This window comes from Mycobacterium sp. ACS4054, assembly GCF_001667275.1.
Taxonomy (GTDB): Bacteria; Actinomycetota; Actinomycetes; order Mycobacteriales; family Mycobacteriaceae; genus Mycobacterium.
Genome location: NZ_LZHV01000061.1, coordinates 157,589 through 182,968, shown reverse-complemented (window position 1 = coordinate 182,968; position 25,380 = coordinate 157,589). Strand labels below are relative to the sequence as shown.

Genomic DNA, 25,380 nt, shown 5'->3' with positions numbered 1-25,380 from the left:
GCTAGCGGGTGCGGATGTGAACCTCGCAGTTGAGCGACGCCTCCAGGGCCGTGTGCACCCGGCTCTCCGGGATGTGTTCGAGGTCGGACTCCCGCAGCGTCACGTACACGATGTCGAAACCGTCGTCGCCCGGCGTCCGCTCGATGTCACCGGTGAGCCCGAAGCCGGACAGCACCCCGCGCGCGTCGTCGTCGGTGCCCCGGCTGATGAAGGTGACCACTCCGGGAACCGGCCCGGCGCCGAATACCTTGGCACACAACTGGATCGCCGTACTCCTGGCCGCTTCCACGTCTTCGGCCCCGATCAGCAATTCGACTTCACGGCGGCCCGCGGGCATCGCCGCGAGGTCGTTCTCGACCACGTCGGCCCCCGCCGCACGCGCAAGCCCGAGGAGCTCCGCCATGCCGTCTCGTAGCTGCGCGGCCGTGCAGGCGCTGTCCGGGTCGACGTTGACGCGCACCACCGCAGTTCGCATGTGCGCAAGCCTAACTAAGACGATGGCAGGCCGGCCGTGAACACCACCCAATCCACTTCCGTCACCACCGCCACCCCGCCGGGGCTCGAACCGCGGCTGCTGGCCGACCAGAGGGAAGATCTCGCGGCCTACCGAAGGCTCGGCGGGTACCGGCCCCTCGACGACACCGAGGAATTGCTGCGCGAGGTGGAATCCAGCGGGCTGGTCGGCCGCGGCGGCGCGGCCTTTCCTCTTGCGGTGAAGTTGCGCGCGGTGCGCGACAACGGTCGCATCGCCGGCGGCGCCGTCGTCGTCGCGAACGGTGAAGAGGGTGAACCGGCTTCAGTCAAAGACCGCTGGCTGCTGCGCAATCGACCCCACCTCATCCTGGACGGACTGCGGTTGGCCGCCGCGATAGTCGAGGCCGACCGCGCCCACGTCTACGTGTCCGACCCGGAGTCCGCGCACAGCGTCGAAACCGCCCTCGGCGAGCTCGATTTCGGTGCGCTCGGCGTCACGGTCGGCATGCTCGCCGTGGTGCCCGGCTATGTGGCCGGCGAGGAGACCGCCGCCGTCCGCGCGATCAACGGCGGCCCGGCCAAGCCGACGGACAAGCCCCCGCGCCCCTTCGAAACCGGCGTCGACGATCGTCCGACGTTGGTGAGCAACGTCGAAACCCTGGCCAATCTGCCCTTCCTGCAAGGCCACGGCTCGTCCGTGTTCCGCGCGCAAGGCACGTCGCTGTCCCCGGGCACCTTCCTGGCCACCATCACCGGGGCCGGCCGCCCGCCCGTCCTCTACGAACTCCCCCACGGCCTGCCGTTCACGGAACTTATTGCCCTGCATGGTGTTTCACCCGACCAGGTGCGCGGCGCCCTGATGGGTGGCTACTTTGCCGGCCTGCTCAACCGCGCCGTGCTGGACACCACCTTGGACCACGAAACCATGCGGCGCCTCGGCAGCGGTCTGGGGTGCGGCGCGATCTCGGTGATCACCGACGACTGCCCCGTCGCCGTCGCGGCGTCGGTACTCGCCTACTTCGACCGGGAGAACGCCGGGCAGTGCGGATCGTGCTTCAACGGGACCGCGGCGATGGCGGCCGCCGCCGGTGCGCTGCGCGACGGCGCCGCCACGACGGAAGACGTCGAACGGTTGCGCCGCTGGTCGGTGCTGCTGCGCGGCCGCGGCGCCTGCGCGACGCTGGACGCCGCCACCAACGTGGCCGCCAGCCTGCTCGGTCAGTTCCCCGCCGAAGTCGCCGCGCATCTCGACGGCACCTGCCAGGGCTGCGCCCGCGGCGCGTTTCGCGCCGACCGGCCCTACGAGGCGGAACGGAGGCACGCATGAAGATCCGCCTGGACCGCACCGTCTGTGACGGCTTCGGCATCTGCGCGAAGTACGCGCCCGGATACTTCTCGCTGGACGACTGGGGTTACGCGTCCCTCATCGGCGATGGCACCGTAGCGGAGTCCGATCGCGATGCCGTCATGCGCGCCCTGATGGACTGCCCCGTGCACGCCATCGCCGAGATCGGCGAGCGCACCTCCCCCGCCCCGCACCCACCGCTCACCGACGCGGAGGATCCCGCCGCGCATCTGAAAACCGAAGAGAACGAGGCGGAGTGGGGATTCACGCGCTGATCACACCGCGGTCCGGGCGACCCACTACGGTACATACCGGTCCCACTCGTAGGGCACCACCGCGAAAAGCGGTGCGGCGAACAAGGGTTGGACACCCGGGTCCGCCCAGCGGGCCGTGAGCGCCGGACCCAGCCGTACGGCGGTGTCAACCGGGTCGTCGTCGAGGAAGCAATACGTGATCGACTGCCCCCCTTGGGCGCTGGCCAGATTCGCGTCGACCTGCCGCGAGAGCGCGGACCAGACACCGGCGACGCCGGCCACCTCCAGCAACGGGTTCGTCGCCGCCGATCCCCGCTCAACCAACACGAACGCGCCCCGCACGGGCAGCCAGGGCAGGACGTCGGATCCCACCTTGACCCGAGGCGAGGCCACCTTGCTCTGCACCTCGTAAACTCCGCGCTCGACGGGCGGCAGCAGCGGGAGCTTGCGGCCGGCGTTCCCGAGCGCCGTGGACAACTCGTTGAACCCGCGCAGCCCCGCCCGGTCGGTGAAGAAGTACGTCATCACGTGATCCACCCGATCCAACGGGCCGCCGGTGACCGCCCGCGCGGAGCGGCAGGCCGGCGTCGACACCAACCGCAACGAGGCACGCACCGCCGCCAACCGGTGTTGTTCCGGTCGGTGATCGAGGGTGTGCCAGCACAGGTAGTCGGCGTCCAGCCCCTCGGGATGGCGCGTCGCCATCGACACGAACAGCGTGGTGATCTCCCCGCGTCCGGCGGCGAGGACGTCGGCGACCTCGTCGGATGGCGTGCCGGGAAGCTGCATGGCGCGACCTCAAGCCCTCGTCGAATCGTGTTCGGGCAGCGTGATTTCGGGGTGCCGGGCCGCGATCATGCGCCGGAATCCCTCACGCCAGGGCACTTTCGTGCGGCCCAGCACCTCGTGCATGCGGGTGACATCCGGCCATAGCGGTGGATGCGCCCGCGGCGTGTACTCGAAGATCGGCTCGACACCGATCAACTGCCCCATGAACGTGCAGTAGTCCTCGACGCTCACCGTCTCGCTGCCGGCCCAGTTCACCACCACCGGCGGCACCGCGGCGACCTCCATGGCGCGGATGCCGAGTTCGACGTAGTCGTCTTCATAGATCGGGTTGTAGTTGTTCGGCTTGTCGGGGTGCAGGCGAATGGGTTTGCGCGCCAGCATCGCATCGAGGCGGTCGGCGGGCGCGCCGCCCTGTGGCCCATAGGTTGAGCAGATCCGGATGATGGTCAGCGGAACCCGATAGTGCCTGGCGATCCAGGTGCACACCGCCTCCGCCGCCACCTTCGAGAAGCTGTAGTTCGCGCGCAGTGGCACGCCCGGCGGGTCGGTCTCCACCAGCGGGCGCTGCCCCTGATACCCGTAGATCGAGCCGGTTGAACAGAACACGAAACCCTTGGCGGCGCGGCAGTGGTGGAGCAGTTCGCCGGACATCCGCGCGTTTGTCTCGACGCAGCGGTCCCAGTCGCCCGCACCGGTGTCCACTGCCGCGTGAAAGACGTAGGTGAAATCCTCCGGAAGCATGGAGAGGTCGCCGGCGGCGATGTCCAGCGCGACGGGTTTGATGCCGGCGTCGACGAGCCGTTGTCGGTCGGCGGGATCCTTGAGGCGCGCCGCACCCCACACCTCGTTGTTCGTCGCCAGGGCCCGCGCGATGGGAAACGCGATCTTGCCCGTCGCCCCGGTGATGAGGATCTTCTCCGCGTCGAGCAACAAGCCTCCCAATGTGAAGTACTTGATATCCAGCTGGGAGCATAGCGCCCGCCCGGCACAAGCCGGCACGGGAGGCGGTGCTCGGCGCGCGCCGGCCCCCGAATGTTTTTGCACGTGGTCAAGGCGGTTCCGCCGGAATAAGCTGGCATCAGCCAAGCTCAGGACGGCCCCAATGGGAGGCCCACCATGGAGTGGTTTGTTCGCCGGCCGACCGCCGTCATCGCGGCCGCCTTCACGGCGATGGCGGTTGGGGTGATCGCGACCCCGGCAATCAGCTCCGCGGACTGCGAGCGCAACATGTCGTTCAACCCGGCGACGCTCGAGTGCAAACCGCCCCCGCCACCACCGCCCTGGTACACACCCCCGCCGCCGTACGCGCCGTCCTTCGCCGGGCAGGCCGTGCCGCCGCCTCCGCCCCAGCCGTGGTGGACATCGGAGCCCCCGATGTGGAGCGTCGGCTTCCACCAGTGGGGCATCTATCTGAACGGCGTCTGGGTGCCGCTGTGAACCTGGTGCAGCAGAACGCCACCTGGATCGCGCCTGCTGGGAAGTGATAACGTAATTCTCCGATTCGTATAACGGCCCTACCAGGTAGCGGCGAGGCCGTTCGACTCGCGGAGGTGACGTGTCAGCAGCACCGCGACGCCCCCTGCCCCTGATCACGCAGGACAACGAATTCTTCTGGGCATCGGGCGCCGACGGCACGCTGCGGCTGCAGGCATGCAATAGCTGCGAATCGCTGATCCATCCGCCCGCGCCGGTATGCCGCTATTGCCGCTCACTGGATGTGGGAGTGCGCGCGGTCTCCGGCAGGGGGACCCTGGCCGGGTTCACCGTGAACCATCGGTTCAGCCTGCCCGGCATGCCGGCGCCGTACGTGATCGCCCAGGTCGCCATCGCCGAAGATCCCCGGGTACGGCTGACGACCAACATCGTGGAGTGTGAGCCCGAGCGGCTCGAGCTGGGTCAACTAGTGGAGGTCGTCTTCGAACAGGTCGAGGACGTCTGGTTCCCGCTGTTTCGCCCCTTGCAAGACGAAGCGGCGGACGCCGAACTCGCTCCGTTACCCGCAGACGAGATCGCGCCCGAACGGTTCGGCGAATACGTCCGGCCGATGCTGACCGCCGAGAAGTTCGAGGACAAGGTCGCGCTGACCGGGATCGGGATGTCGCCCATCGGCCGCCGGCTGATGCAGCAGCCGCTGGCGCTGACGGTGCAGGCATGCGAGGCGGCGATCGCCGACGCCGGGCTGACCTTCGCCGACATCGACGGCCTGTCAACGTATCCCGGCGCGATCAACGTCGGCGGATTCGGAGAGGGCGGCGTCACCGCCCTCGAGGCCGCGCTCGGCATCCGACCGACATGGCACAACGGCGCGATGGAGACGTTCGGCCCGGGCGGCTCGGTGATCGCCGCGATGCTCGCGGTGGCCGGCGGACTGGCGCGTCACGTGCTGTGCTTCCGGACGCTGTGGGAAGCCACCCACGGCGAGCTGATGAAGCAGGGCAAGATCGCGCCCTCAATGGGCCGGATGTCGGGCTGGCAGATGCCATTCGGCGCCACCTCGGCCGCCCACACGCTGGCGATGAACGCGCAGCGGCACTTTCACCGGTACGGCACCACCAGGGAGACGTTGGGCTGGATCGCGCTGAACCAGCGCGCCAACGCCGAGCTCAACCCGACCGCCATCTACCGCGCCCCGATGACAATGGACGACTACCTGAACGCGCGGCCCATCACCACACCCTTCGGCCTCTACGACTGCGACGTGCCGTGCGACGGCGCGATCGCGGTCATCGTCTCCGCCGCCGATGCCGCCCGTGACCTCGCCAAGCCGCCCGTGCTGGTGGAGGCGGTGGGCACCCAGATCGTTGAGCGAATCGACTGGGACCAAAGCACTTTGACCCACGAACCGCAGGTGTTGGGCCAGGCGGCGCACGTGTGGACCCGCACCTCCCTGCGGCCGGCCGACGTCGACGTCGCCGAACTCTACGACGGCTTCACCATGAACTGCCTGTCCTGGATCGAGGCGCTGGGCTTCTGCGGGATCGGTGAGGCCAAGGAATTCCTGGACGGCGGCAAGAACATTGCGCGCGACGGCCTGTTGCCGCTCAACACTCACGGCGGCCAGCTCTCGCACGGCCGCACGCACGGCATGGGTCTTCTGCACGAGGCCATCAGCCAACTCCGTGGCGAGGCGGGCGACCGCCAGGTCGTCGATGCCCGCGTCGGCGTGGTCAGCAGCGGAGGCCTGACTCCCAGCGGCGTGCTCCTGCTGCGGGCGGACACATGACGCCGCCGCGCCCCCGGCTGGTGATCGTCGACGGCGTGCCGATGTCGGCACTCGTCTGCGAAGCGGAGCAACCCAGGGCCGTGATCGCGGCCATCCACGGCGGCGGCACCACCGCCGTCTATTTCGACTGCCCGGGCCACCCGGCCTACTCCCTGCTGCGGACGGGTGCGGCGGCAGGATTCACGGTGGTGGCGCTCGACCGTCCCGGCTACGGCAGCTCGGCGCCTTATCCCGAGGCGATGGCCGAGGGTGGGCAACGCGTCAACCTGGCGTATGGGGCGATCGACCGCATCCTCGGTGAACGCCCAAGCGGCGCCGGCCTATTCGTGTGGGGCCATTCGGGCGGATGCGAGCTGACGATGCGGATGGCCGCCGACGCGGCCGCGGTCGGCCTGCTGGGCATCGAGCTCGCGGGCACGGGCCGGCACTACCACCCCGCCGCTCGGGAAATACTGAGAACGGCAACCCGCGATAGCCGCCCGCCGGGCATGCGCGGGCTGCTGTGGAGCCCGGAGGAGCTGTACCCATCCGAGGTCCTCGGCGGCGCAACGGTTTCCCCCTCGGCGCCGGCCTACGAGGATCAGATGGTGTCGAACTGGGCCCGCCAGACCTTCCCGGAGCTCGCGCCCGCCGTTCGGGTCCCGGTGCATTTCAGCATCGCCGAGCACGAGAAGGTTTGGCAGGCCGATGATTCGGCGGTGACGGAGATCAGCGCCCTGTTTTCCGCGGCGCCGCGATTCGTCGTGCATAGACAGCCGGGGGCCGGGCACAACATCAGCCTGGGTCACGCCGCCCCCGAGTACCACGCGAATGTCCTTGCGTTCGTGGAGGAATGCGTGGCCGCGCGGCCGGCCGAGCCCGAGCCCGATCGGGAGGCCGGATGAGAGTCGGATTCATCGGGCTGGGCAGCCAGGGCGGACCGATGGCGCGGCGGATCGTCGAGGGCGGTTACGAGACGACGCTATGGGCGCGCAGGCCCGAGACCCTCGAGGCGTTCGCCGACACACAGGCGAAGGTCGCGCAATCCCCGGCCGAGCTCGGCGCGGCCAGCGATCTGGTCTGCCTGTGCGTCGTGGGCGACGCCGACGTCGAACAGCTCACCGGGGGCGAGCAGGGCCTGTTGGCGGCGATGAGGCCGGGCGGCGTGATCGCGGTGCACAGCACCGTGCACCCCAACACCTGCCGGGACCTGGCGAACCGGGCCGCGAGCCAAGGCGTTTCGGTCATCGACGCGCCGGTGAGCGGCGGCGGTCAGGCGGCCGCCGAAGGGCGCCTGCTGGTGATGGTCGGCGGGGACGCCGATGTGGTCGAGCGGTGCCGTCCGGTCTTCGCCACCTACGCCGACCCGATCGTCCACCTCGGTGAGCTGGGTTCGGGCCAGACCACCAAGCTGCTGAACAACCTGTTGTTCACCGCCCACCTCGCCACGGCGGCCTCCGCGCTGTCGCTGGCCGGCGCGCTGGGCGTCGATCCGGGCCGTCTCACCGAAGTCGTGTCACGCAGCAGCGGGAACAGCTTCGCGCTCAACGCCCTTGGCGGCATCGGCGGGCTGGAGCGGCTGGCCGCCGTGGCCGCGACGCTGCTGCAAAAGGACGTCCGCCTGGTGGTGGACCTGGCCGATCGAGCCGGGGCCAGCGGTGGCGCCGTGCTGGACACGGCCGACGCGGCCCTGGCCCTCATGGGACATCCGAGATGAGGGTGGGGTTCGTCGGTGCGGGGCGGATGGGCCGGCCGATGGTGGCCCGGCTGGTAGCGGCCGGGTGCGACGTCGTCGCCCTGGGCCGGACCGCGGACAAGCGCCGCGAGCTCGAACGGCTCGGCGCGCGGGCCGTCGGCGAGCCGGCCGAGGCGGGTGCGCACGCCGACGTCGTGGTGCTCTGCGTGTTCACCGATCAACAGGCGCGGGAGGTCTGCCTGGACGGCGGGCTGCTGCCCGCCATGTCGCCCGGCTCGGTGCTGATCATCCACACCACCGTGAGCCCGACGACGATCGACGCCGTCGCCGCCCGCGCCAACGACGTCGACGTCGTCGACGCCGCGGTCAGCGGGGGCCCGCAGCATGTTGCCGCCGGCCGGCTCACGTTGTTCGTGGGCGGTTCCGACGACGCGGTGACGCGGGTGCGCCCGGTGCTGGACTGCTACGGCGATCCCGTACTGCATGTCGGTCCGCGTGGCTGCGGCCAGAAGGTGAAGCTGGTCAACAACGCCTTGTTCGCCGGTCATATCGGGCTGCTCGCGGAATCGGTCAGGCTGGGCGAGCGGCTGGGCGTGCCGGAGCCGACCCTGCTGGGCGCGCTGTCGCACGGCAGCGCGAGCAGCCGCGTCCTGAGCCTGGTGGCGGCGGGCGGTTCCGTCGCGTCGTTCCTCGAGGCTGTGGGCGAATTCGTGAACAAGGACGTGAGCGTGGTGCGCGGGGTCGCCGAGGAACTCGGTGGCGATCTGGGTGCCTTGAACCACGTCATCAAGGCCTTCGAATCCAAGACGACCGCGCCGAAGGGGGTTTGAAATGCTCGCGTTTCGGTCTTTCCGGTTCGTCACGAAGGTATTACCGTTACCGTTACAGTCAACCACTCCGCTGTAACGGTTTCAGCCCGCCCTCGCCGCTGAGGAGAGATTCAGTGACAAAACCGAAGGTCGTCTTCGATCCGTACTCCGAGGACTACTACAACAACCCGTTCGACATTTACCGCCGCATGCGGGAGGACGCGCCGCTGTATTACGACGAGAAAGAGGACTTCTACGCGCTGACCCGCCACGTGGACGTCGCGGCGGCGTTCAAGGACTTCGAGACGTACTCCTCGGCGCGCGGCTGCGACCTGGCGATGGTGCGCAAGGGCATCTCGCCCGAGCAGAAATCGATCATCTTCATGGATCCGCCCGAGCACCGCCACATGCGCAGCCTGCTCAACAAGGCGTTCACCCCGCGGGCGATCCAATCGCAGCGCGAGACCGTCATCGAGGTGATCGACAAATACCTTGGCGCCGCCGACCCCGACAACTTCGATGTCGTGCAGGATTTCTCGGGACCGTTCCCGGTTGAGGTCATCACCCGGATGGCGGGGGTGCCCGAGGAGTACCGCCAGCAGGTGCGCCACTGGATCGACACCAGCCTGTCCCACGAGCCGGGCCAGATCGAGATCAGCGAAGCCGGCATGCAGGCCAACATCGACACCGCGATGTACTACTTCGGACTGGTGCAGGAGCGGCGCCAGGAGCCGCAGGACGACATGATCAGCCGGCTGATCGCGGCCGAGGTCCCGGGCGAAGACGGGCAGCTGCGCAAGCTCGACGACATCGAAATCTGCGGGTTCGCAACCCTTCTCGGCGGCGCGGGCGCCGAGACCGTCACCAAACTGCTCGGCAACGCGGCGGTGATCTTCGCCCGTCACCCCGAGCAGTGGCAGAAGCTACAGGAGGATCGCGACAAGATCCCCGGCGCGGTGGAAGAGCTGCTGCGCTACGAGGGACCGGTGCAGTACAACGTCCGCTACACGCTCAAGGAGGCACACGTCAGCGGTGGGGTGATTCCCCCGGGCAAGCCGGTGTTTCTGTGCGGCGCCGCGGCGAACCGCGATCCGGAGGCCTTCACCGACGCCGACACCTTCGACATCGAGCGTGACCAGACCGAGGCCCAGCACCTCGGGCTCGGTTACGGGATTCACAGCTGCCTCGGGGCGGCGCTGGCCCGCATGGAAAGCAGGATCGCGCTCGAGCGGCTCCTCGACTTCATGCCGCGCTACGAGGTGGACTGGGCGGGCTGCCAACGGGTAACCATGCAAAACGTCGCGGGCTGGAAGAACGTGCCCGTCAAGATACTTCGTTAAGGGGGTTGCCGTGACGAAGAAAATCGAAGTCGATTGGGGACTCTGCGAGAGCAACGGCGTCTGCATGGGCATCAATCCGGAGATCTTCCTGCTCGGCGACGACGACATGCTGAGCGTGCTGCAGGAAGAGGTCACGCCGGAAAACGAACATGACGTGCGCGAGGCCGTGCGTCAGTGCCCTCGGCAGGCCATCTCGATCGTCGGTGAGTAGGACGCTCAAAAACCGGAGAGGATGACGGCGTTGCAGTCGGCCGCCGCCTGCCGCAGTTTTGCCGCCTTTTGATACCCCTCGGACTCGTACCAGGCGCGCGCGGCGTCCACCGACTCGAATTCCAGCACGACGGTCTGGTCGCCGTGCCAAGTGCCCTCGATCACTTTGGGCGCGGTGTCCACCGCCAGAATGGTGGCACCGGCCATCGCCGAACCGGCGGCCTTGCCATAGGCCTTCATGCCCTCCGGGTCCTTGATGGCCTCCGTGAGGATGACGTACCCTTTCGCCACTGAATCTCCTTGACTGGATTAGATTTTGCAGATGGCCTGCTCGGGACAGCACTCGATGGCCTCCTGGGTGGCCGCCTCGAATTCCGTTGGGACGTCTGACGCTATCGCCTCGGCGTAACCATCGTCAGTGAGGCTGAAAACCTCGGGGCACAGCGTCGTGCAGACGCCATGGCCGCGGCAGCGCTGGTCGTCGACTGTGACTTTCATGCCGGGGTGAACTCCAGGTGCAGCTCGGTCAGCCCGCGCAGGATGTAGGTCGGAACGTATTGGTACCGGCGGTCATTCGCCGGCCCGTGGACCTTCTCGTTGATCCTGATGTCGGACGTCCGGTCAAGCAGGCGCTCGATCGCCACCCGGGTTTCGGCGCGGGCCAGCGGCGCGCCCGGGCAGCTGTGGATACCGCGCCCGAACGAGATGTGCTGACGGGCGTTCTTGCGGGCCGGGTCGAAGGTGGTCGGGTCTTCGAAGCGGCGGGGATCACGGTTGGCGGCCGCCTGCACGACCATCACGGTGGTGCCGGCGGGCAGGTCGACGCCACCGACGTTGGCGGGCACCCGATTCAATCGGAAGTCGCCCTTGACCGGGCTCTCGTGCCGCAACGACTCCTCGATGAAGTTGGGGATCAGGCTGCGGTCCTTGCGCAACTGCGCCTGGATGTCGGGCCGCTCCCCGAGCGTCTGCAAGGCCGCGCCCAGCAGCCGCACGGTGGTCTCCTGGCCGGCCGAGAACACGTTGCTGGCAACCCGGGCCACGTCTTCGACCTCCGGGGTCGAGCCATCCGGGTAGGTGGCGGTGGCCAGACCGGTCAGCACGTCCTCACGCGGCTCGCGCCGGCGGTCGCGGACGTAGTCGGAAAAGAGGCCGTAGAGGAATTCCAGCGGGCTGTGCGCCAGCGAGCCCTTGGTGCCCCCGACGCCGCCACCCGAGTGGTCGCGGATGCCCTTGACGAACTTGTCGCGATCCTCCTCGGGCACGCCGAGCAGGTCCGCGATGACCAGCAGCGTGAACGGGCCGGCGAAGCCCTTGATCCAGTCGCCGTGGCCGGGTGCCAGGAACGTGTCGAGCACTTGGTCGGCGAGCACCCACATGGCGTCCTCGTTCTCCTTGAGGCGCTTGGGCGTGATCAACCGCATCAGTAGCGAGCGGTGGTTGGTGTGGGTCGGCGGGTCGAGGGTGGGCAGCTGGTCGCTGAACGGCAGCTCGTCGCGGTGTTTCTCGATCAGCTCGGTGATGTCGTCACCCACCAGCGGCACCGGAAAGCCGGGGAACGGGCCGGTCACCGAGATGCAGGAGGACCACGTCTCGGCGTCGTTGAGCACCGCGCACGCCTCGTCCCAGCCGGTGATCATCGTGACGTCGTGATGGCTCTCCCGGGTGACGGGGCACCGCGCGCGCAGCGCCTCGTAGTAGGGGTACGGGTCCTCGATGAGCTCGCTGCCGCGGAAGAAGTCCAACTCGGAGAATTCGCTCGCCATCTCCCGCTCCTCGAATCTCGGCTAGTGAGAACGCGCCTCTCGCAGATGAGTATTACATTTCCACATGGCAAGGTGGTCGTCAACGAGGGGGGTCGGCGCGTGAGACGGCGGTGTCAGCTGGCGGGAACCAGATCCGCCGCGACCGACGGCCACGCCAGCAGCCCACTGCGGAACGTCTCGACATGGCCGATGGAGACCTGCCCAAGCGCGGCGGCGGCCAGGGCCTGGGCCTTGAATGTGCGGGCGGCCATGCTCAGCCGGTGCTGCACCAGGCCGACGCTGTCGTCGAGCTCGGCCGGCCAGTTCTCCCCCCACAGCGTGACCTCGGTGACGCCGTGATCGAGGGCCTGCAACACCCCTCGGCGCACGCGCGAATCGCACCCGAACAGGTCCGCCGCGGCCGCCAGGGCCTGCGGACGGGGACGTGATTGCGCCGCCGCCAGGGCGTCTTCGAGGTCTACCACCCGGGCGCCCAGGATCTGCAGCGGCCGGTCGTCCGGGTGGTCGGCGACGAGGACGCTGACGTCCCATCCCGCCATCGACCGGTCGAAGAGCCAGCCGCCGGCGAAGCGGACGACGTCGACGACGGTCGCCGCGACCACGTCGAGCCGGTACCTCATGTCCCCGCGCGGCTCGTCTGCGGGGCGAAGTCCCGCGCCAGTGTCTCGGCGTACTGCTTGAACGCCTCGGTTAGCGGTATCGATGGATCGAGCAACCATGTGGTTTCCATTCCGTGGACGAAGGCGAGAATCTCCACCGCCTTGACGGCGGGGGCTATGTCCGTGCGGTACCGGCCATCCGCCTGCCCACGGCGGATGAGGTCGGCGACGATGTCGGTCGCCGCGCGATGCCGGGCCAGCATCCGGTCGTGCAGCGGGGCGTCGGGAAGGATGTTTTCGACGAGCAGCACCGTGAACGTCCCGACCAGTTCGGGTGCCCGGTTGAACCGGTCCGCGACCTGGGCGATCTGGGCGAACAGATCGCCGGTCCGGTCGGCGTGCAGGTCGTCGTCGAGGTCGCGGGCATCGAGGACGGCGTGCAGCAGCTGCTCTTTGGATTCGAAGTGATGCAGCAGGCCCGCGGGGGTGACCCCGGCCTCGCCGGCGATTTGGGCGAGGGTGGTGCTGCGCCAGCCGTTGCGGGTGAGCAGCCGTTGCGCGACGTCGAGGATCCGCAGCTTACGGTCCTCGCCCTTGGCGAGCAACGTGTCGTATGGCCGTGCGTCTGGCACCGGACTCCTTTGACCGACTGGAGGACTGAACCAACCTAGTGAACAAACAGTAGGTTAGTTGGGCCGCTGTGACAAGGGTCACCCAGGGGACGGTTTTCTCGCGGTGGGGCCTCGCCGGGGCTAGCCCACGAGTTCGACCAGGGTGGCGTTGGCGGTGCCGCCGCCCTCGCACATGGTCTGCAGCCCGTAGCGGATCCCGTTCGCGCGCATGTGGTGCGCCATCCGGGTCATCAGCACCGCCCCGGACGCGCCGAGCGGGTGCCCCAGCGCGATGGCACCGCCGAGCGGGTTGACCAGGGTGGGGTCCGCCGCGGTCTCGGCGATCCACGCCAGCGGCACCGGCGCGAAGGCCTCGTTCACCTCGAACACGCCCACCTCGGCCAGCGGCACGCCGGCCTTCTTCAGCACCTTCTCGGTCGCCGGGATCGGCCCGGTGAGCATCAGCACCGGATCCGCCCCGGTCACCGCGCCGGCCAGGTACCGCACCAGCGGGGTGAGCCCCAGTTCCACCGCCATCTCCGCCGTCGTCACCAGCAGCGCGGCCGCGCCGTCGGAGATCTGCGAGGAGTTGCCCGCGTGGATCACGCCGTCCTCGGTGAACGCCGGCTTGAGTCCGGCGAGCTTGTCGACCGTTGTGCCCCGCCGCACGCCCTCGTCGGCGGCAACGATTGTTTCGTCGTCGGTGAACACCGGAACGATCTGATCGGTGAACGCGCCCGCGTCCTGGGCCGCGGCGGCCCGCTCGTGCGACTGGGTGGAGTACTCGTCGAGCCGGGTGCGGGAGAATCCCCACTTCTTGGCGATCATCTCCGCCGACAGCCCCTGGTTGAACGAGAAGTCGTCGTAGCGGGCGAGGACCTTCGGGCCGTACGGCATGCCGGTCGCCCGGGCCGAACCGAGGGGAACCCGGCTCATCACCTCGACGCCCCCGGCGACGACGACGTCCTGCTGGCCCGACATCACCGCCTGCACGGCGAAGTCGAGCGCCTGCTGGCTGGACCCGCACGCGCGGTTGACGGTGGTCCCCGGGATGGTCTCCGGCCAGCCGGCGGCCAGGACCGCGTAGCGGCCGATGTTGCTGGACTGGTCGCCGACCTGAGACACACAACCCCAGACCACGTCGTCGACGATCTCCGGGCCGACCCCGGCGCGTTCCAGCAGTTCGTTGAGGACGACGGCGGACAGGTCGGCGGGGTGCACCCCGGACAGGCCGCCGTTGCGCTTCCCCACCGCGGTGCGCACGGCTTCGACGATGACTGTTTCCCGCATGTCCCTACTCCGCATCCTTGGATTTCGATAGCGTCCACCGGCCAGTAAACGACGGCTCCCGCCGTGCGGCGAAGGCGGCATACGCCGCGGCCGCGTCCGCCGTCGCGAAATTGCCGACCTGCGCTCGGGCCTCGTTGGCCAGCGCGTCGCGCATGGTGCCGTGCGCGCCCTCGTTCAGCAGGGCCTTGGTGTGGGCCAGCGCGATCGGGGGTCCGGCCGCCAGGCGGCCCGCGAGGTCGTCGACGAAGCCGTCGATCTGCTCGCCCGGCACCACCCACGTCACCAGGTTCAGGGCGTGGGCCTCCCCGGCGTCGATCGTCTCGGCGAGCAGCGCGAGCCGCTTGGCCTGCTGCAGGCCAACGAGTTTGGGCAACAGCCAGGAACCGCCGAGGTCGATCGACAGGCCCCGCTTGGAAAAGATCTGGCAGAACGTCGATTCCGGTGTGGCGACGACGAAGTCACAGCCGAGCGCGAGGTTCCATCCCGCGCCGACGGCCACTCCGGTCACCTTGGCGACCGTGGGGATGGCCAGCTCGTGCAGGGCCAGCGCCACGTCGGTCAGGCGCTGCAGCTTGTAGTTCGGATGGGTGTCGTCGGGAACCGAGATGTCGGCGCCCGAGCAGAAACTGCCGCCGGCCCCGGCGATTACCAGCGCGTGCACGGTGCGGTCGTGCCCGGCGGCGTGCAGGGCGTCGCGCAACGCGACCCACAGCTCGGGGTTGATCGCGTTCTTACGACGCGGCCGGTTGAGGGTGAGCGTGCGTACCCCGTCGCGGTCCTCTGACAGCAGCACGGCCCCCTCGGTCGCGCTCAATAGCTCCTCGGCAATTTCAGGACGTTGGATCCCAGGAAATTGAGGATCATCTCCTGACTGACCGGCGCGATCTTCATCAGCCTGGCCTCGCGGAAGTACCGGGTGATGTGGTACTCCTCCGCGTAGCCCATGCCGCCATGGGTTTGCAACGCCCGGTCCGCGGCTGTGAAGCCCGCGTCGGCGCACAGATATTTCGCCGTATTCGCCTCGCGCCCACAGGGTTTGCCGTTGTCATACAGCCAGGTGGCCTTGCGCAGCATCAGCTCGGCGGCGTCGAGCCGTGCCAGCGAGTCGGCGAGCGGGAACTGCAGGCCCTGGTTCATGCCGATGGGCCGGCCGAAAACCTCGCGCTCGTTGCCGTATTTCACCGCCTTGTCCAGCGCCACCCGACCGATGCCGAGCGCCTCGGCGGCGATCAGCATGCGCTCCGGATTCAGGCCGTCCAGGATGTATTGAAAACCCTTGCCCTCCTCGCCGATTCGATCCTCGACGGGTACTTCGAGGTTGTCGATGAACAACTCGTTGGAGCTGACGGCGTTGCGACCCATCTTGCGGATGGGCCGAACGTCGACCCGGCTGCGGTCGAGATCGGTGATGAACAAGGTCATCCCGTCCGTCTTCTTGGTGACCTCGTCGTAGCTCTGGGTGCGGGTGAGCAACAGGATCTTGTCCGACTCCATCGCTTTGGAGATCCAGACCTTGCGGCCGTTGACGATGTAGCGATCGCCGTCGCGTTTGGCGAAGGTGGTGATCCGCGACGTGTCGAGCCCCGCGCCGGGCTCGGTGACGCCGAAGCACACGTGCACCTCACCGGTGGCGACCTTGGGCAGTGTGCGGGCCTTGAGCTCGTCGGAGCCGTGCACCACCACCGGTTGCATGCCGAAGATGGACAGGTGAATCGAGCTGGCGGCGTTCATGGCGCCGCCGGATTTGGCGACCTCCTCGAGCAGGATGGTGGCCTCGGTGATCCCGAGGCCGTGACCGCCGTATTCGGTGGGAATCGTCATGCCCAGCCAACCGCCGTCGGCGATGGCCTTATAGAACTCGGTGGGGAACTCGTGCGCGGAGTCTTTTTCCATCCAGTACTGGTCGTCGAACTTGCTCGCCAGCTCGGCGACCGACCGGCGGATCAGCTCCTGGTCATCGGTCAGCTCGAAGTTCATTCCGGCGCCGGGCACTGCTGGCTCTCCTCTTCGTTCAGCGCGAGCAGACGCAAATTCGCATAGTCGCCACCGGAGTTATGCGAGTTTGCGTCTGCTCGCGGGACCGGCGACCTTAGTCCTTGTTGCCGGTGAGGGCCTTCGCGTTGGCCGCGAACTCCGCGAAGGACGAGCCGCCTCGGGAGTCCTTGTCGTGGCCCTTCGCCTTGATGGACACGTCGTGTCCCTCGGCGGCCTTGCGCAGGGCGCCGACGGTCGCCTGTTCGCGCGAGATGTGCGTGAACGGGTCGAACGAGTACCACCGCATGGCGTTCTCGTAGGTCATCTTGTTGATCTCGTCGTCGGGAACGTTGTTGAGGGACAACACGTCCCACAGCTCTTCGGGCGCACCCGGCCACATCGAGTCGCTGTGCGGGTAGTCGGCTTCCCAGCAGATGTTGTCGATGCCGATCATGTTGCGCAGCGCGACGCCGACCTTGTCGCTGATGAAGCAGGTCAGGAAGTGGTCGCGGAAAACCTCGCTGGGCAGCTTGCCGCCGAAGTTCTGGTGGGTCCAGGCGGAGTGCATCTCGTAGGTCCGGTCCGCCCGCTCCAGGAAGTAAGGGATCCAGCCGGTTCCGCCCTCGGACAGCGCGATCTTGAGGTCCGGATATTCCTTGATCGGCCGCGACCACAGCAGGTCGGCGGCGGCCTGCACGATGTTCATCGGCTGCAGCGTGATCATCACGTCCATCGGCGCGTCCGGCGCGGTGATGGCCAGCCGCCCCGAGGACCCGATGTGCACGTTCATCACGGTGTTGGTGTCCACCAACGCTTTCCACAGCGGGTTCCAGTACTCGTCGTGGAAGCTGGGATAGCCCATCGCGGCGGGGTTTTCGGTGAAGGTCAGCGCGTGCACGCCCTTCTTCGACACCCGGCGCACCTCGGCCGCGCAGGCCTCTGCGTCCCAGATCACCGGGATCGCCATGGGGATGAACCGGGCCGGGTACGCCCCGCACCACTCGTCGATGTGCCAGTCGTTGTAGGCCTGCACCAGCGCGATCGAGAACTCCGGGTCGTCGGTGGCGAACAGCCGCCCGGCGAAGCCCGGGAAGGACGGGAAACAGATCGAGGCCAGGATGCCGCCGGCGTTCATGTCCTTGACGCGCTCGTCGACGTTGTAGCAACCCGGTCGGATCTCGTCGAGCCCCGTCGGCTCGATGCCATACTCCTCCTTGGGCCGACCGGCGACCGCGTTCAGCGCAACGTTCGGGATGACCGTGTCGCGGAACTTCCACATGTCCGAGCCGTCGGCGTTGTGCACCAGCCGCGGCGCGTCGTCGATGTACTTCTTCGACAGGTGGTTCTTGAACATGTCCGGCGGCTCGACGGTGTGGTCGTCCACGCTGATCAGCATCATGTCTTCTTTGTTCATGGCCGTTGCCCTTCCATCGGGTCCGTCTGTTCGATTCCGCTCCCACGCGGCCTCGGCGAATCGCTGTCCCGTGCCAAGATCACTAAAATGAAAACTATCTTCTCGTCAGGCGAGAATCAACATCCAGCGGACACCACGACCGGCGTTCGTCGTCTGACCAGCGGCGGAACCCGCCACTAATTTGGCCGGCCCGAAGCGGCGCCGGGCCGGGGTGGCCGCAGCGGGTCGGGGTAACGCGGTCCGTTCGCCGCCGTTTGCGCTGCAAAAAGCGCGCCGCGACCGTCGCCGGCGCGCCCGGCATCCGCCCCCGGACCGGCCCCCGACCGGCGGCATTGACCGGCCGCGCGATTCATGCAACTCTATTGGTTGGAAATGAGAATACGATTCTCCTTGACCGAGAGGTGGCCGGGAGGATGGCGAGAGGAGAGCGCGGATGCGGTTGCCGCCGCTGCCGGCTGATCAGTGGGACGACGCCACCCATAAGGCGCTCTCGGCGATGCGCAACGCGGAGTCCAACAACGCGCTCAGCACCCTGGCCCACCACCCGGCGCTGGCCAAGGCGTTTCTGCGGTTCAACGTTCACCTGTTGACCTCGTCCACGCTGCCCCCGCGGATCCGCGAACTGGCCATCCTGCGGGTCGCGCATCGCCGCGACTGCGCCTACGAGTGGTCGCACCACGTCCGCATGGCCAAGGACGAGGGAATCACCGACGACGAGATCGCCGCGGTGAGACGGGGCGAGGCCGCCGACGAGTTCGAGCGCGCGGTGATCGACGTCGTCGACGAGCTCGAGGAGAAATCGCAGCTTTCCGACGAGACATGGTTCGCGCTCGGCCAACGCCTGGACGACCAGCAGCGGATGGACTTCGTATTCACGGTCGGCTGCTATGCCGCGCTGGCCATGGCCTTCAACACTTTTGGCGTGCAGCTCGAACAAGCCGATCAGCAACGATAAGAGAGGTAAGAACGTTGCCCCACTTCCCGAAGCCGGCCGCCGGCAGCTGGACAGAAAATTATCCCGAACTCGGGACCGCACCGGTCGACTACACCGACTCGATCGATCCGGCGTTCTTCGAGGCCGAGCGCGAGGCGGTCTTCAGGAAGACCTGGCTCAATGTTGGCCGGGTCAACCGCCTGCCGCGCGCCGGCAGCTACTTCACCAGAGAACTGCCGTCTGCCGGCAAGGGCACATCGGTGATCATCGTCAAGACCAAGGAGGGGGCCGTCAAGGCGTTCCACAACGTCTGCCGCCACCGCGGAAACAAGTTGGTGTGGAACGACTTCCCCAACGAGGAGACCTCCGGCACCTGCCGCCAGTTCACCTGCAAGTACCACGCCTGGCGGTACAGCCTCGACGGCGACCTGACCTTCGTCCAGCAGGAAGAAGAGTTCTTCAACCTCGACAAGGCCGATTACGGCCTGGCGCCCGTCCGCTGCGAGGTGTGGGAAGGCTTCATCTTCATCAACTTCGACGACAACGCGGCGCCGCTGATCGACTACCTCGGGCCGCTGGCCAAGAGCATCGAGGGTTACCCCTTCGGGGAGATGACGGAGACCTACTCCTACCGGGCCGAGGTCGGCAGCAACTGGAAGCTGTTCATCGACGCGTTCGTCGAGTTCTACCACGCGCCGATCCTGCACCAGGGGCAGTACACCAAGGAAGAAGCCGCCAAGATCCAGAAGTACGGCTACGAGGCGCTGCACTACGAGGTGGCCGGCCCGCACAACCTGCAGTCGACGTGGGGTGGCCAGGCACCGCCGACGGACATGTCCATGGTCAAGCCGATGGACCAGGTGTTGCGCAGCGGCTTGTTCGGACCGTGGGACAAGCCGGAGATCATCGAAAAGCTGGAGCTTCCACCGGGTGTCAACGTGAAGCGGGTGCCGCAATGGGGCATCGACTCGTGGCTCTTCTACCCGAACTTCATGCTGTTGATCTGGGAGCCGGGCTGGTTCCTCACCTACCACTACTGGCCGACCGCGGTGGACAAGCACATCTTCGAGTGCACGCTGTACTTCGTCCCACCACGCAACGCGCGGGAGCGCCTGGCCCAGGAGTTGGCCGCCGTGACCTTCAAGGAATACGCGCTGCAGGACGCCAACACGCTGGAAGCCACCCAGACCATGATCGGTACCCGGGCCGTCAAAGAGTTCCTGCTGTGCGATCAGGAAGTCTTGATCCGCCATCTGCACAAGACGACCGGTGACTATGTAAAGGAGTACCAGCGCAATGGCGCTTCCGTCTGAATTCGCCGATCTCGAACCCTATTTGGACTGGGACCTGGCCACCGAACCCGAGCGCTACGCCAAGCGGCTGGCCTCGACGATGGCCGAAATGCAGGCGTTCTACGACGCGGCATTCCCGCGGCTGGACGACGTGATCGCCTACTGTGACAAGTACCCACTAGACGATCTGCCCGAGGACGCACAGACGCTCATGCACATGATGCAGTCGCTTGTCATGGTGTCGTTTCCGATCGAGGCGTGGAAACAAGCGCGGGTGCCCGACAGCGGCGCGGCCTGGGTGGAGTGCATCAAGGAACCGGTGATCTAAAAAGGTGCTGACACTCAAGGCCGCGGGACTGCTGGACGTCGACGCCGGCGAGATCCTGCGGCCCGGCGTGGTGCAGGTCGAGGGCGACCGGATCGTCGGCGTCGGGGGCGATCCCGACGGCGACGTCCTTGACCTCGGCGACCAGATCCTCCTGCCCGGGTTGATGGACATGGAGGTCAACCTGCTGATGGGGGGTCGCGGCGAAAAGCCCGGGCTCTCACAGGTTCAGGATGACCCGCCGACGCGGGTGTTGCGCGCGGTCGGCAACGCGCGGCGCACGCTGCGCGCCGGATTCACCACCGTGCGCAACCTGGGCCTGTTCGTCAAGACCGGTGGGTACCTGTTGGATGTCGCGCTGGGCAGGGCCATTGACGCGGGCTGGATCGACGGCCCGCGGGTGGTGCCGGCCGGGCATGCGATCACTCCCACCGGCGGCCACCTGGACCCGACGATGTTCGCGGCGTTCGCGCCCCACGCGCTGGAGCTGACGGTCGAGGAAGGCATCGCCAACGGGGTCGACGAGATTCGCAAGGCCGTGCGCTACCAGATCAAACACGGCGCCGAGCTGATCAAGGTCTGCTGCTCGGGCGGCGTGATGTCGCTGACCGGACCGCCCGGCGCGCAACACTATTCGGATGAGGAGCTGCGCGCGATCGTCGACGAGGCGCACCGCCGTGGCCTGCGGGTGGCCGCGCACACGCACGGCGCGGAGGCGGTCATGCACGCCGTCGACGCCGGCATCGACTGCATCGAGCACGGCTTCTTGATCGACGACGACGCGATCGCGTCGTTGGTCGAGCACGGCACCTTCCTGGTGAGTACGCGGCGCCTGGCCGACGGAGACGCGATGGACGTCTCGCACGCGCCGCCGGCGTTGCAGGCCAAGGCCGCCGAGATGTTCCCCAAGGCGCGGACGTCCATACTGGCTGCCTACGAAGCCGGCGTGAAGATCGCGGTCGGGACCGACGCGCCCGCGATCCCGCACGGCCGCAACGCCGACGAGCTGGTCACCCTGGTCAATTGGGGGCTGCCGCCGTTGGCGGTGTTGCGGGCGGCGACGGTGACCGCGGCCGAGCTGATCAACTCGACCGACCGCGGACGGCTCGCGACGGGCCAGCTCGCCGACATCATTGCGGTGCCGGGAAACCCGTTGGAAGACATCACCGTTACCCAGAACGTGAGCTTTGTCATGAAAGGCGGCAAGGTCTATGTCGACAAATCAGCCAACTCGAACTGACGACCTGGTCGAGATTCAGCAGCTGCTGGCCCGCTACGCGGTCACCATCACCCAGGAAGACATCGACGGGCTCATCGACGTCTTCACCCCGGACGGAACCTACAGCGCATTCGGCTCCACGTATAAGTTGGACAGGTTCCCCGAGCTGGTGGCGGCGGCTCCAAAAGGGTTGTTCCTCACCGGAACCGCCTTGGTGGAAAACATCGACGGCGATTCCGCGAGCGGGACCCAGCCGTTGTGCTTCATCGACCACGCCACGCATGACATGCGGATCGGCTACTACCGCGACACCTACGCCCGCACCACCGACGGCTGGCGGCTGAAAACCCGTGCCATGACGTTCATCCGGCGCAGCGGCGTGCACGACTCCGGGCGCCCGCACGCCGTCGGCCGTCCCACACCGTGAATGTCGAGGAGTTCCGCGCGGGTTTGTGCGCGTGGCTCGACGACAACGACCTGACGCCCGGGGCGGATCACTCGCTGCACGGCCACATGCGGCAGTTCGCCAGGGTCAGTCGCGCGCTCTACGACGCCGACTGGATGCGCTACGGCTGGCCCACGGAAGTGGGCGGGCTGGGCGGTCCCGCGGTGCTGCGCGCGATCGTCGGCGAAGAGGTGGTCGGTCGCCGACTCGCCGAACCCGGGCCCTATTCGATGCTCGAGGTGCTCGCACCCACGATGATCGACTACGCCCCGGCCGAGCTCGCCGCCGAGATGGTGCCGCGGCTGCTCAGCGGCGAAGAACATTGGTGCCAGGGCTTTTCCGAGCCGGGATCGGGCAGCGACCTCGCCTCGCTGACCACCCGCGCCACGCAGCAAGGCGACAACTGGATCGTCAGCGGGCAGAAGGTGTGGACCAGCTTCGCGCAATTCTCGACGCGCTGCATCCTGCTCACCCGCACCGCGCCCGGCCACGACGGCATCACCGCGTTCTTCGTCGACCTCGACACCCCGGGCATCACGGTCCGGCCGCTGCGGACGATGCACGGCGTGGACGAGTTCTGCGAGGTGTACTACGACGACGTGGTGATCCCGTCCGGCCGGATGCTCGGCCGGCCCGGCGACGGCTGGAAACTCGCGATGGACCTGCTCCCCTATGAGCGGTCCACCTGCTTCTGGCAGCGCATCGCCTACCTGTACTCCCGGTTCGACGAACTCATCGCGCAGGCATCCGACACCGACGAATCCAGCCTTGGCGCAGCCTATTTAGCGCTGCACACATTGCGCTGCCGGTCCCGCGACACCCAGCACCGGCTGCGCGCCGGTGCGCGGCTGGGGCCGGACACGTCCATCGACAAGGTGCTGCTGGCCGGCGCCGAGCAGCGCCTCTACGACACCGTCCGCGACCTGCTGCCCGGCGCGCTCGAGCTGGACGACACGCCGTGGCGGTCGGAGTACCTGTACTCGCGCGCCGCGACCATCTACGGCGGCACCGCGGAGATCCAGCGCAACATCATCGCGCGCCGGCTGCTCGACCTCGGGAAGGAGTGAACCGTGGAGTCGACGGATCCCGAGTCGCTGCGCCTGCTGGAAGGTTCGCTGCGCACGACGATGGCCGCCGCATCCGGGGCCAAGCTCGACGCGGCGCTGAAAGAACTGGGCTGGCACGACATGCTGGACGAAATGTCCGATGCCGCCGTCCCTTTGGTGTTCCGGCTGCTCGGCGAGACGGGCGCGCACGCCCCGGTGCTCAACGACGTCGTGCTGCGGGCGACGGGCGGGGCGCCGGGGGGCGCCCCGCCGCTGCCCTTCGCCGGCGGCTCCTGGGTGATCTGGGAACGCGGCGATGCCGTCGGCTCCGCGGTCGACGAGTCGCTGCCGCTACGTCGCGCCCGGCGGGGCGATTCGCTGCCGCCGGCCGCGCTGGACGCGGGGCGGCGCGCGCTGGGCTGGTGGTTGCTGGGCACGAGCCGGGCCATGCTGTCCCTGGCACGCCGCCATGCCCTCGATCGCGTCCAGTTCGGGCGGCACATCAGCTCGTTCCAGGCGATCCGGCACCGGCTGGCCGAGACGCTCGTCGCGATCGAGGGCGCCGAAGCGACCCTGCACGTCGCCGCGCAGTCCCGAGACCACGATGGCCTGGCCTCGCTGCTGGCCAAGGCCGCCGCCGGCCAGGCCGCGCTGACCACCGCCCGGCACTGCCAGCAGGTGCTCGGCGGGATCGGCTTCACCGCCGAGCATCCGCTGCACCACCACGTCAAACGGTCGCTGATCCTGGACGGGTTGCTGGGTAGCGCGCGCGAACTGACCCGCGAGGCGGGAAAGGCGTTGCTGGATAACGGGTCCGCCCCGCGGTTGGCCCAGCTCTAGCCGAACGGGACCGCAAAGCTGCGCGTAGACTGCGTCTGGCCGCCGAGAAGATGGGACCCGATGAGCCAGCCCGACGCACCACGAAACGAGATGGGCGTCGCTGCGCTGCTCGTCGGCGTGGTCGCGCTGCTGACCTGCTGGATGCTGCTCGGCGTGCCGTTCGGCATAGCGGCGGTGATCACCGGAGACGTCGCCGGCCGGCGCGCGCAGCGGGGCGAGGCCACGAACGCGCGAACCGCGTTGGCGGGCATGGTGTTAGGGGCGGTGTCGATCGCGGCCGGGATCGTCGCGATCGGTTACTACGCCTGGGTGGACGCCCGTTAGTTCCGTGGCAACCCGAGCACCCGCTCGGCGATGATGTTCCGCTGAATCTCCGACGTGCCGCCGGCGATCGTCGCGGCGAAGCTGCGCGCGTAGCGGTCGAACCAGCTGCGGTAGTGACTGTCAAGGTTCAGCGGGGCGAAGGGGGCCGTCACCGCGCGGTAGACGAGCCCGTCGGCGCCCGCGGAGTCCAGCGCATCCTGCGACGCCCGTTGCAGCGCCTCGGAACCCAGCAGCTTGAGCACCGACTGGGCCGGTACGTCCTCTTCCCCACGCGCGGCCCGGGACAGTTCCGCCGACCCCAGCAATCGCAGCGCGTAGGCGTCCATCACCAGGGTGGCGTAGCGGTCCCGCTCCAGCGAACCGGACGGCCGGTAATCGATGCTCAACTCGTGCAACAGGTCGACGTACCCCATCCACAGCATCACGCGTTCGTGTCCGAGGGAGCCGGTGGCCACGCGCCAGCCCCCGTTGAGCTCGCCCACCAGATTCCCGACCGGCACCCGCGCGTCGGTGAAAAACACCTCGTTGAAGTCGATTTCGTTGCTGTCGCACATCGAGGCGAACGGTCGGCGCACCACACCGGGCGTGTCCGTCGGGATCAGTAGCACGCTGATTCCCTTGTGTTTCGGCGCCTTTGGGTCGGTCCGCACGAACGTCAGCAGCACGTCGGCATCGTGGGCGCCCGACGTCCAGACCTTCTGCCCGTTGACGACGAAGTGATCGCCGTCGAGCACCGCCCGTGTTTTGAGCGACGCGAGGTCCGAACCCGCTCCGGGTTCACTCATCCCCAGCGACGCGGTGATGTCGGCCCGCAGAATCGGCACCGCCCACTCCCGCTGTTGCTCGGGGGTCCCGAAGGACAACAACGAGGCCGCGATGATGCCCACGCCTTGCGGATTGAAGCTTTGATAGATGCGCCGGCGCCCCAGCTCCTCCAAGTACACGTACTGCTGCAACAACGTGGCGTTGCGCCCGCCGAACTCGGGCGGGTTGCCCGGCAGCAGCCACCCGCTGTCGAACAGCAGTCGTTGCCAGCGCCGGGCCCACTCCGGGACGTGCGAACTGGAGCGGGGCCGTTCGAACGCCTCGGCCTCGGAGGGCAGATGCGCGTTCAGGAAGTCGACGAATTCGGAGCGGAACGCCTCCACGTCGGCGTCAAAGGCGAGCTGCACGGAACTCCCC

At 67.9% G+C, this 25,380-nt stretch carries 29 protein-coding genes and 1 pseudogene; 17 read left to right on the top strand and 13 right to left on the bottom strand.

Going from position 1 to position 25,380, the window contains the following annotated elements:
* Position 1: 1 nt before the first annotated feature.
* Positions 2 to 475 carry a hypothetical protein gene (locus tag A5730_RS19455; RefSeq protein ID WP_067903940.1) on the bottom strand — a complete coding sequence of 158 codons (474 nt, stop codon included), beginning with the start codon at positions 473 to 475 and terminating at the stop codon, positions 2 to 4.
* A 36-nt stretch (positions 476 to 511) separates the two neighbouring features.
* Between A5730_RS19455 and A5730_RS19450 the strand changes: the two genes are divergently transcribed.
* Positions 512 to 1,801 carry an NADH-ubiquinone oxidoreductase-F iron-sulfur binding region domain-containing protein gene (locus A5730_RS19450; protein ID WP_067903937.1) on the top strand — a complete coding sequence of 430 codons (1,290 nt, stop codon included), beginning with the start codon at positions 512 to 514 and terminating at the stop codon, positions 1,799 to 1,801.
* Positions 1,798 to 2,094 carry a ferredoxin gene (locus A5730_RS19445; protein ID WP_055405454.1) on the top strand — a complete coding sequence of 99 codons (297 nt, stop codon included), beginning with the start codon at positions 1,798 to 1,800 and terminating at the stop codon, positions 2,092 to 2,094. Before A5730_RS19450 ends, A5730_RS19445 begins: the two co-directional genes overlap by 4 nt.
* A gap of 24 nt (positions 2,095 to 2,118) precedes the next feature.
* Here A5730_RS19445 and A5730_RS19440 read toward each other — a convergent pair whose 3' ends face one another.
* Together A5730_RS19440 and A5730_RS19435 are read right to left on the bottom strand one after the other, a co-directional pair.
* Positions 2,119 to 2,862 (bottom strand): hypothetical protein, encoded by a 744-nt coding sequence (locus A5730_RS19440; RefSeq protein WP_067903934.1) that lies wholly within the window; start codon positions 2,860 to 2,862, stop codon positions 2,119 to 2,121.
* Positions 2,863 to 2,871: 9 nt separating this feature from the next.
* Positions 2,872 to 3,792 (bottom strand): NAD(P)-dependent oxidoreductase, encoded by a 921-nt coding sequence (locus tag A5730_RS19435; RefSeq protein ID WP_067904481.1) that lies wholly within the window; start codon positions 3,790 to 3,792, stop codon positions 2,872 to 2,874.
* 186 nt (positions 3,793 to 3,978) lie between these two features.
* On the opposite strand from A5730_RS19435, the gene A5730_RS19430 reads away from it, so the two are divergent.
* The 7 genes and pseudogenes from A5730_RS19430 to A5730_RS19400 all read left to right on the top strand — a co-directional run bounded on the left by A5730_RS19430 (position 3,979) and on the right by A5730_RS19400 (position 10,120).
* Complete coding sequence (locus A5730_RS19430; RefSeq protein WP_067903931.1) at positions 3,979 to 4,299, top strand: hypothetical protein; 321 nt, start codon at positions 3,979 to 3,981, stop codon at positions 4,297 to 4,299.
* Between the two features lie 118 nt (positions 4,300 to 4,417).
* A complete protein-coding gene (locus A5730_RS19425; RefSeq protein WP_067903928.1) occupies positions 4,418 to 6,085 on the top strand; it encodes an OB-fold domain-containing protein in 1,668 nt (555 codons plus the stop codon).
* On the top strand, positions 6,082 to 6,969 hold the full coding sequence (locus A5730_RS19420; protein ID WP_067903925.1) for an alpha/beta hydrolase: 888 nt from the start codon (positions 6,082 to 6,084) through the stop codon (positions 6,967 to 6,969). The genes A5730_RS19425 and A5730_RS19420 overlap by 4 nt, the downstream gene beginning before the upstream one ends.
* Positions 6,966 to 7,781 carry an NAD(P)-dependent oxidoreductase gene (locus A5730_RS19415; RefSeq protein ID WP_067903922.1) on the top strand — a complete coding sequence of 272 codons (816 nt, stop codon included), beginning with the start codon at positions 6,966 to 6,968 and terminating at the stop codon, positions 7,779 to 7,781. The genes A5730_RS19420 and A5730_RS19415 overlap by 4 nt, the downstream gene beginning before the upstream one ends.
* Positions 7,775 to 8,590: pseudogene (locus A5730_RS19410) on the top strand (NAD(P)-dependent oxidoreductase); the annotation flags it as partial. The gene A5730_RS19415 and the pseudogene A5730_RS19410, both read left to right, overlap by 7 nt.
* A 113-nt stretch (positions 8,591 to 8,703) precedes the next feature.
* Positions 8,704 to 9,909, top strand: a complete 1,206-nt coding sequence (locus A5730_RS19405; protein WP_067903919.1) for a cytochrome P450 — start codon at positions 8,704 to 8,706, stop codon at positions 9,907 to 9,909.
* 10 nt (positions 9,910 to 9,919) lie between these two features.
* On the top strand, positions 9,920 to 10,120 hold the full coding sequence (locus A5730_RS19400; protein WP_067903916.1) for a ferredoxin: 201 nt from the start codon (positions 9,920 to 9,922) through the stop codon (positions 10,118 to 10,120).
* Positions 10,121 to 10,125: 5 nt separating this feature from the next.
* Here A5730_RS19400 and A5730_RS19395 read toward each other — a convergent pair whose 3' ends face one another.
* The 9 genes from A5730_RS19395 to A5730_RS19355 all read right to left on the bottom strand — a co-directional run bounded on the left by A5730_RS19395 (position 10,126) and on the right by A5730_RS19355 (position 17,773).
* Positions 10,126 to 10,359: a DUF1330 domain-containing protein gene (locus A5730_RS19395; protein ID WP_231633779.1), complete on the bottom strand. Its 234-nt coding sequence runs from the start codon at positions 10,357 to 10,359 to the stop codon at positions 10,126 to 10,128.
* A gap of 69 nt (positions 10,360 to 10,428) precedes the next feature.
* Positions 10,429 to 10,617: a ferredoxin gene (locus tag A5730_RS19390; RefSeq protein WP_067903913.1), complete on the bottom strand. Its 189-nt coding sequence runs from the start codon at positions 10,615 to 10,617 to the stop codon at positions 10,429 to 10,431.
* On the bottom strand, positions 10,614 to 11,885 hold the full coding sequence (locus A5730_RS19385; RefSeq protein ID WP_067903910.1) for a cytochrome P450: 1,272 nt from the start codon (positions 11,883 to 11,885) through the stop codon (positions 10,614 to 10,616). Before A5730_RS19385 ends, A5730_RS19390 begins: the two co-directional genes overlap by 4 nt.
* 113 nt (positions 11,886 to 11,998) lie before the next feature.
* Positions 11,999 to 12,505, bottom strand: a complete 507-nt coding sequence (locus A5730_RS19380; protein WP_067903908.1) for a hypothetical protein — start codon at positions 12,503 to 12,505, stop codon at positions 11,999 to 12,001.
* On the bottom strand, positions 12,502 to 13,116 hold the full coding sequence (locus A5730_RS19375; RefSeq protein WP_067903905.1) for a TetR/AcrR family transcriptional regulator: 615 nt from the start codon (positions 13,114 to 13,116) through the stop codon (positions 12,502 to 12,504). Before A5730_RS19375 ends, A5730_RS19380 begins: the two co-directional genes overlap by 4 nt.
* Before the next feature lie 120 nt (positions 13,117 to 13,236).
* Entirely contained in the window at positions 13,237 to 14,385 is a 1,149-nt protein-coding gene (locus A5730_RS19370) for a thiolase family protein (protein WP_067903902.1), read from the bottom strand.
* Positions 14,386 to 14,389: 4 nt separating this feature from the next.
* Positions 14,390 to 15,199 (bottom strand): enoyl-CoA hydratase/isomerase family protein, encoded by an 810-nt coding sequence (locus tag A5730_RS19365; protein ID WP_067903898.1) that lies wholly within the window; start codon positions 15,197 to 15,199, stop codon positions 14,390 to 14,392.
* Positions 15,196 to 16,362 carry an acyl-CoA dehydrogenase family protein gene (locus A5730_RS19360; RefSeq protein WP_067903895.1) on the bottom strand — a complete coding sequence of 389 codons (1,167 nt, stop codon included), beginning with the start codon at positions 16,360 to 16,362 and terminating at the stop codon, positions 15,196 to 15,198. The genes A5730_RS19365 and A5730_RS19360 overlap by 4 nt, the downstream gene beginning before the upstream one ends.
* 112 nt (positions 16,363 to 16,474) lie before the next feature.
* A complete protein-coding gene (locus A5730_RS19355; RefSeq protein ID WP_067903893.1) occupies positions 16,475 to 17,773 on the bottom strand; it encodes an amidohydrolase family protein in 1,299 nt (432 codons plus the stop codon).
* 433 nt (positions 17,774 to 18,206) lie between these two features.
* Between A5730_RS19355 and A5730_RS19350 the strand changes: the two genes are divergently transcribed.
* The 8 genes from A5730_RS19350 to A5730_RS19315 are packed head-to-tail and all read left to right on the top strand — an operon-like array spanning position 18,207 to position 24,198.
* Positions 18,207 to 18,728, top strand: coding sequence for a carboxymuconolactone decarboxylase family protein (locus A5730_RS19350; RefSeq protein WP_067903890.1), 522 nt, complete (start codon positions 18,207 to 18,209; stop codon positions 18,726 to 18,728).
* Positions 18,729 to 18,742: 14 nt separating this feature from the next.
* Positions 18,743 to 20,020 carry an aromatic ring-hydroxylating dioxygenase subunit alpha gene (locus A5730_RS19345; RefSeq protein ID WP_067903887.1) on the top strand — a complete coding sequence of 426 codons (1,278 nt, stop codon included), beginning with the start codon at positions 18,743 to 18,745 and terminating at the stop codon, positions 20,018 to 20,020.
* Complete coding sequence (locus A5730_RS19340) at positions 20,004 to 20,327, top strand: hypothetical protein (protein WP_067903884.1); 324 nt, start codon at positions 20,004 to 20,006, stop codon at positions 20,325 to 20,327. Before A5730_RS19345 ends, A5730_RS19340 begins: the two co-directional genes overlap by 17 nt.
* Before the next feature lie 4 nt (positions 20,328 to 20,331).
* Complete coding sequence (locus A5730_RS19335) at positions 20,332 to 21,564, top strand: amidohydrolase family protein (protein WP_067903881.1); 1,233 nt, start codon at positions 20,332 to 20,334, stop codon at positions 21,562 to 21,564.
* A complete protein-coding gene (locus A5730_RS19330; RefSeq protein ID WP_067903879.1) occupies positions 21,536 to 21,970 on the top strand; it encodes a nuclear transport factor 2 family protein in 435 nt (144 codons plus the stop codon). Before A5730_RS19335 ends, A5730_RS19330 begins: the two co-directional genes overlap by 29 nt.
* Positions 21,967 to 23,055 (top strand): acyl-CoA dehydrogenase family protein, encoded by a 1,089-nt coding sequence (locus tag A5730_RS19325; RefSeq protein WP_067903876.1) that lies wholly within the window; start codon positions 21,967 to 21,969, stop codon positions 23,053 to 23,055. The genes A5730_RS19330 and A5730_RS19325 overlap by 4 nt, the downstream gene beginning before the upstream one ends.
* A 60-nt stretch (positions 23,056 to 23,115) precedes the next feature.
* Positions 23,116 to 23,874, top strand: a complete 759-nt coding sequence (locus A5730_RS19320) for an acyl-CoA dehydrogenase family protein (protein ID WP_082946919.1) — start codon at positions 23,116 to 23,118, stop codon at positions 23,872 to 23,874.
* Positions 23,875 to 23,934: 60 nt separating this feature from the next.
* Entirely contained in the window at positions 23,935 to 24,198 is a 264-nt protein-coding gene (locus A5730_RS19315; protein WP_067903869.1) for a DUF4190 domain-containing protein, read from the top strand.
* On the opposite strand, the gene A5730_RS19310 is transcribed toward A5730_RS19315, so the two are convergent.
* Positions 24,195 to 25,370, bottom strand: a complete 1,176-nt coding sequence (locus A5730_RS19310; protein WP_067904477.1) for an acyl-CoA dehydrogenase family protein — start codon at positions 25,368 to 25,370, stop codon at positions 24,195 to 24,197. The genes A5730_RS19315 and A5730_RS19310 overlap by 4 nt on opposite strands.
* Positions 25,371 to 25,380: the final 10 nt, after the last annotated feature.

Coding starts and splice junctions, on each gene's coding strand:
- A5730_RS19350 (WP_067903890.1), top strand. CDS start 18,207: ATGCGGTTGCCGCCGCTGCCGGCTGATCAGTGGGACGACGCCACCCAT.
- A5730_RS19315 (WP_067903869.1), top strand. CDS start 23,935: ATGAGCCAGCCCGACGCACCACGAAACGAGATGGGCGTCGCTGCGCTG.
- A5730_RS19430 (WP_067903931.1), top strand. CDS start 3,979: ATGGAGTGGTTTGTTCGCCGGCCGACCGCCGTCATCGCGGCCGCCTTC.
- A5730_RS19440 (WP_067903934.1), bottom strand. CDS start 2,862: ATGCAGCTTCCCGGCACGCCATCCGACGAGGTCGCCGACGTCCTCGCC.
- A5730_RS19455 (WP_067903940.1), bottom strand. CDS start 475: ATGCGAACTGCGGTGGTGCGCGTCAACGTCGACCCGGACAGCGCCTGC.
- A5730_RS19360 (WP_067903895.1), bottom strand. CDS start 16,362: ATGAACTTCGAGCTGACCGATGACCAGGAGCTGATCCGCCGGTCGGTC.
- A5730_RS19415 (WP_067903922.1), top strand. CDS start 6,966: ATGAGAGTCGGATTCATCGGGCTGGGCAGCCAGGGCGGACCGATGGCG.
- A5730_RS19395 (WP_231633779.1), bottom strand. CDS start 10,359: ATGAAGGCCTATGGCAAGGCCGCCGGTTCGGCGATGGCCGGTGCCACC.
- A5730_RS19385 (WP_067903910.1), bottom strand. CDS start 11,885: ATGGCGAGCGAATTCTCCGAGTTGGACTTCTTCCGCGGCAGCGAGCTC.
- A5730_RS19380 (WP_067903908.1), bottom strand. CDS start 12,505: ATGAGGTACCGGCTCGACGTGGTCGCGGCGACCGTCGTCGACGTCGTC.
- A5730_RS19330 (WP_067903879.1), top strand. CDS start 21,536: ATGTCGACAAATCAGCCAACTCGAACTGACGACCTGGTCGAGATTCAG.
- A5730_RS19390 (WP_067903913.1), bottom strand. CDS start 10,617: ATGAAAGTCACAGTCGACGACCAGCGCTGCCGCGGCCATGGCGTCTGC.
- A5730_RS19320 (WP_082946919.1), top strand. CDS start 23,116: ATGGCCGCCGCATCCGGGGCCAAGCTCGACGCGGCGCTGAAAGAACTG.
- A5730_RS19370 (WP_067903902.1), bottom strand. CDS start 14,385: ATGCGGGAAACAGTCATCGTCGAAGCCGTGCGCACCGCGGTGGGGAAG.
- A5730_RS19340 (WP_067903884.1), top strand. CDS start 20,004: ATGGCGCTTCCGTCTGAATTCGCCGATCTCGAACCCTATTTGGACTGG.
- A5730_RS19355 (WP_067903893.1), bottom strand. CDS start 17,773: ATGAACAAAGAAGACATGATGCTGATCAGCGTGGACGACCACACCGTC.
- A5730_RS19445 (WP_055405454.1), top strand. CDS start 1,798: ATGAAGATCCGCCTGGACCGCACCGTCTGTGACGGCTTCGGCATCTGC.
- A5730_RS19420 (WP_067903925.1), top strand. CDS start 6,082: ATGACGCCGCCGCGCCCCCGGCTGGTGATCGTCGACGGCGTGCCGATG.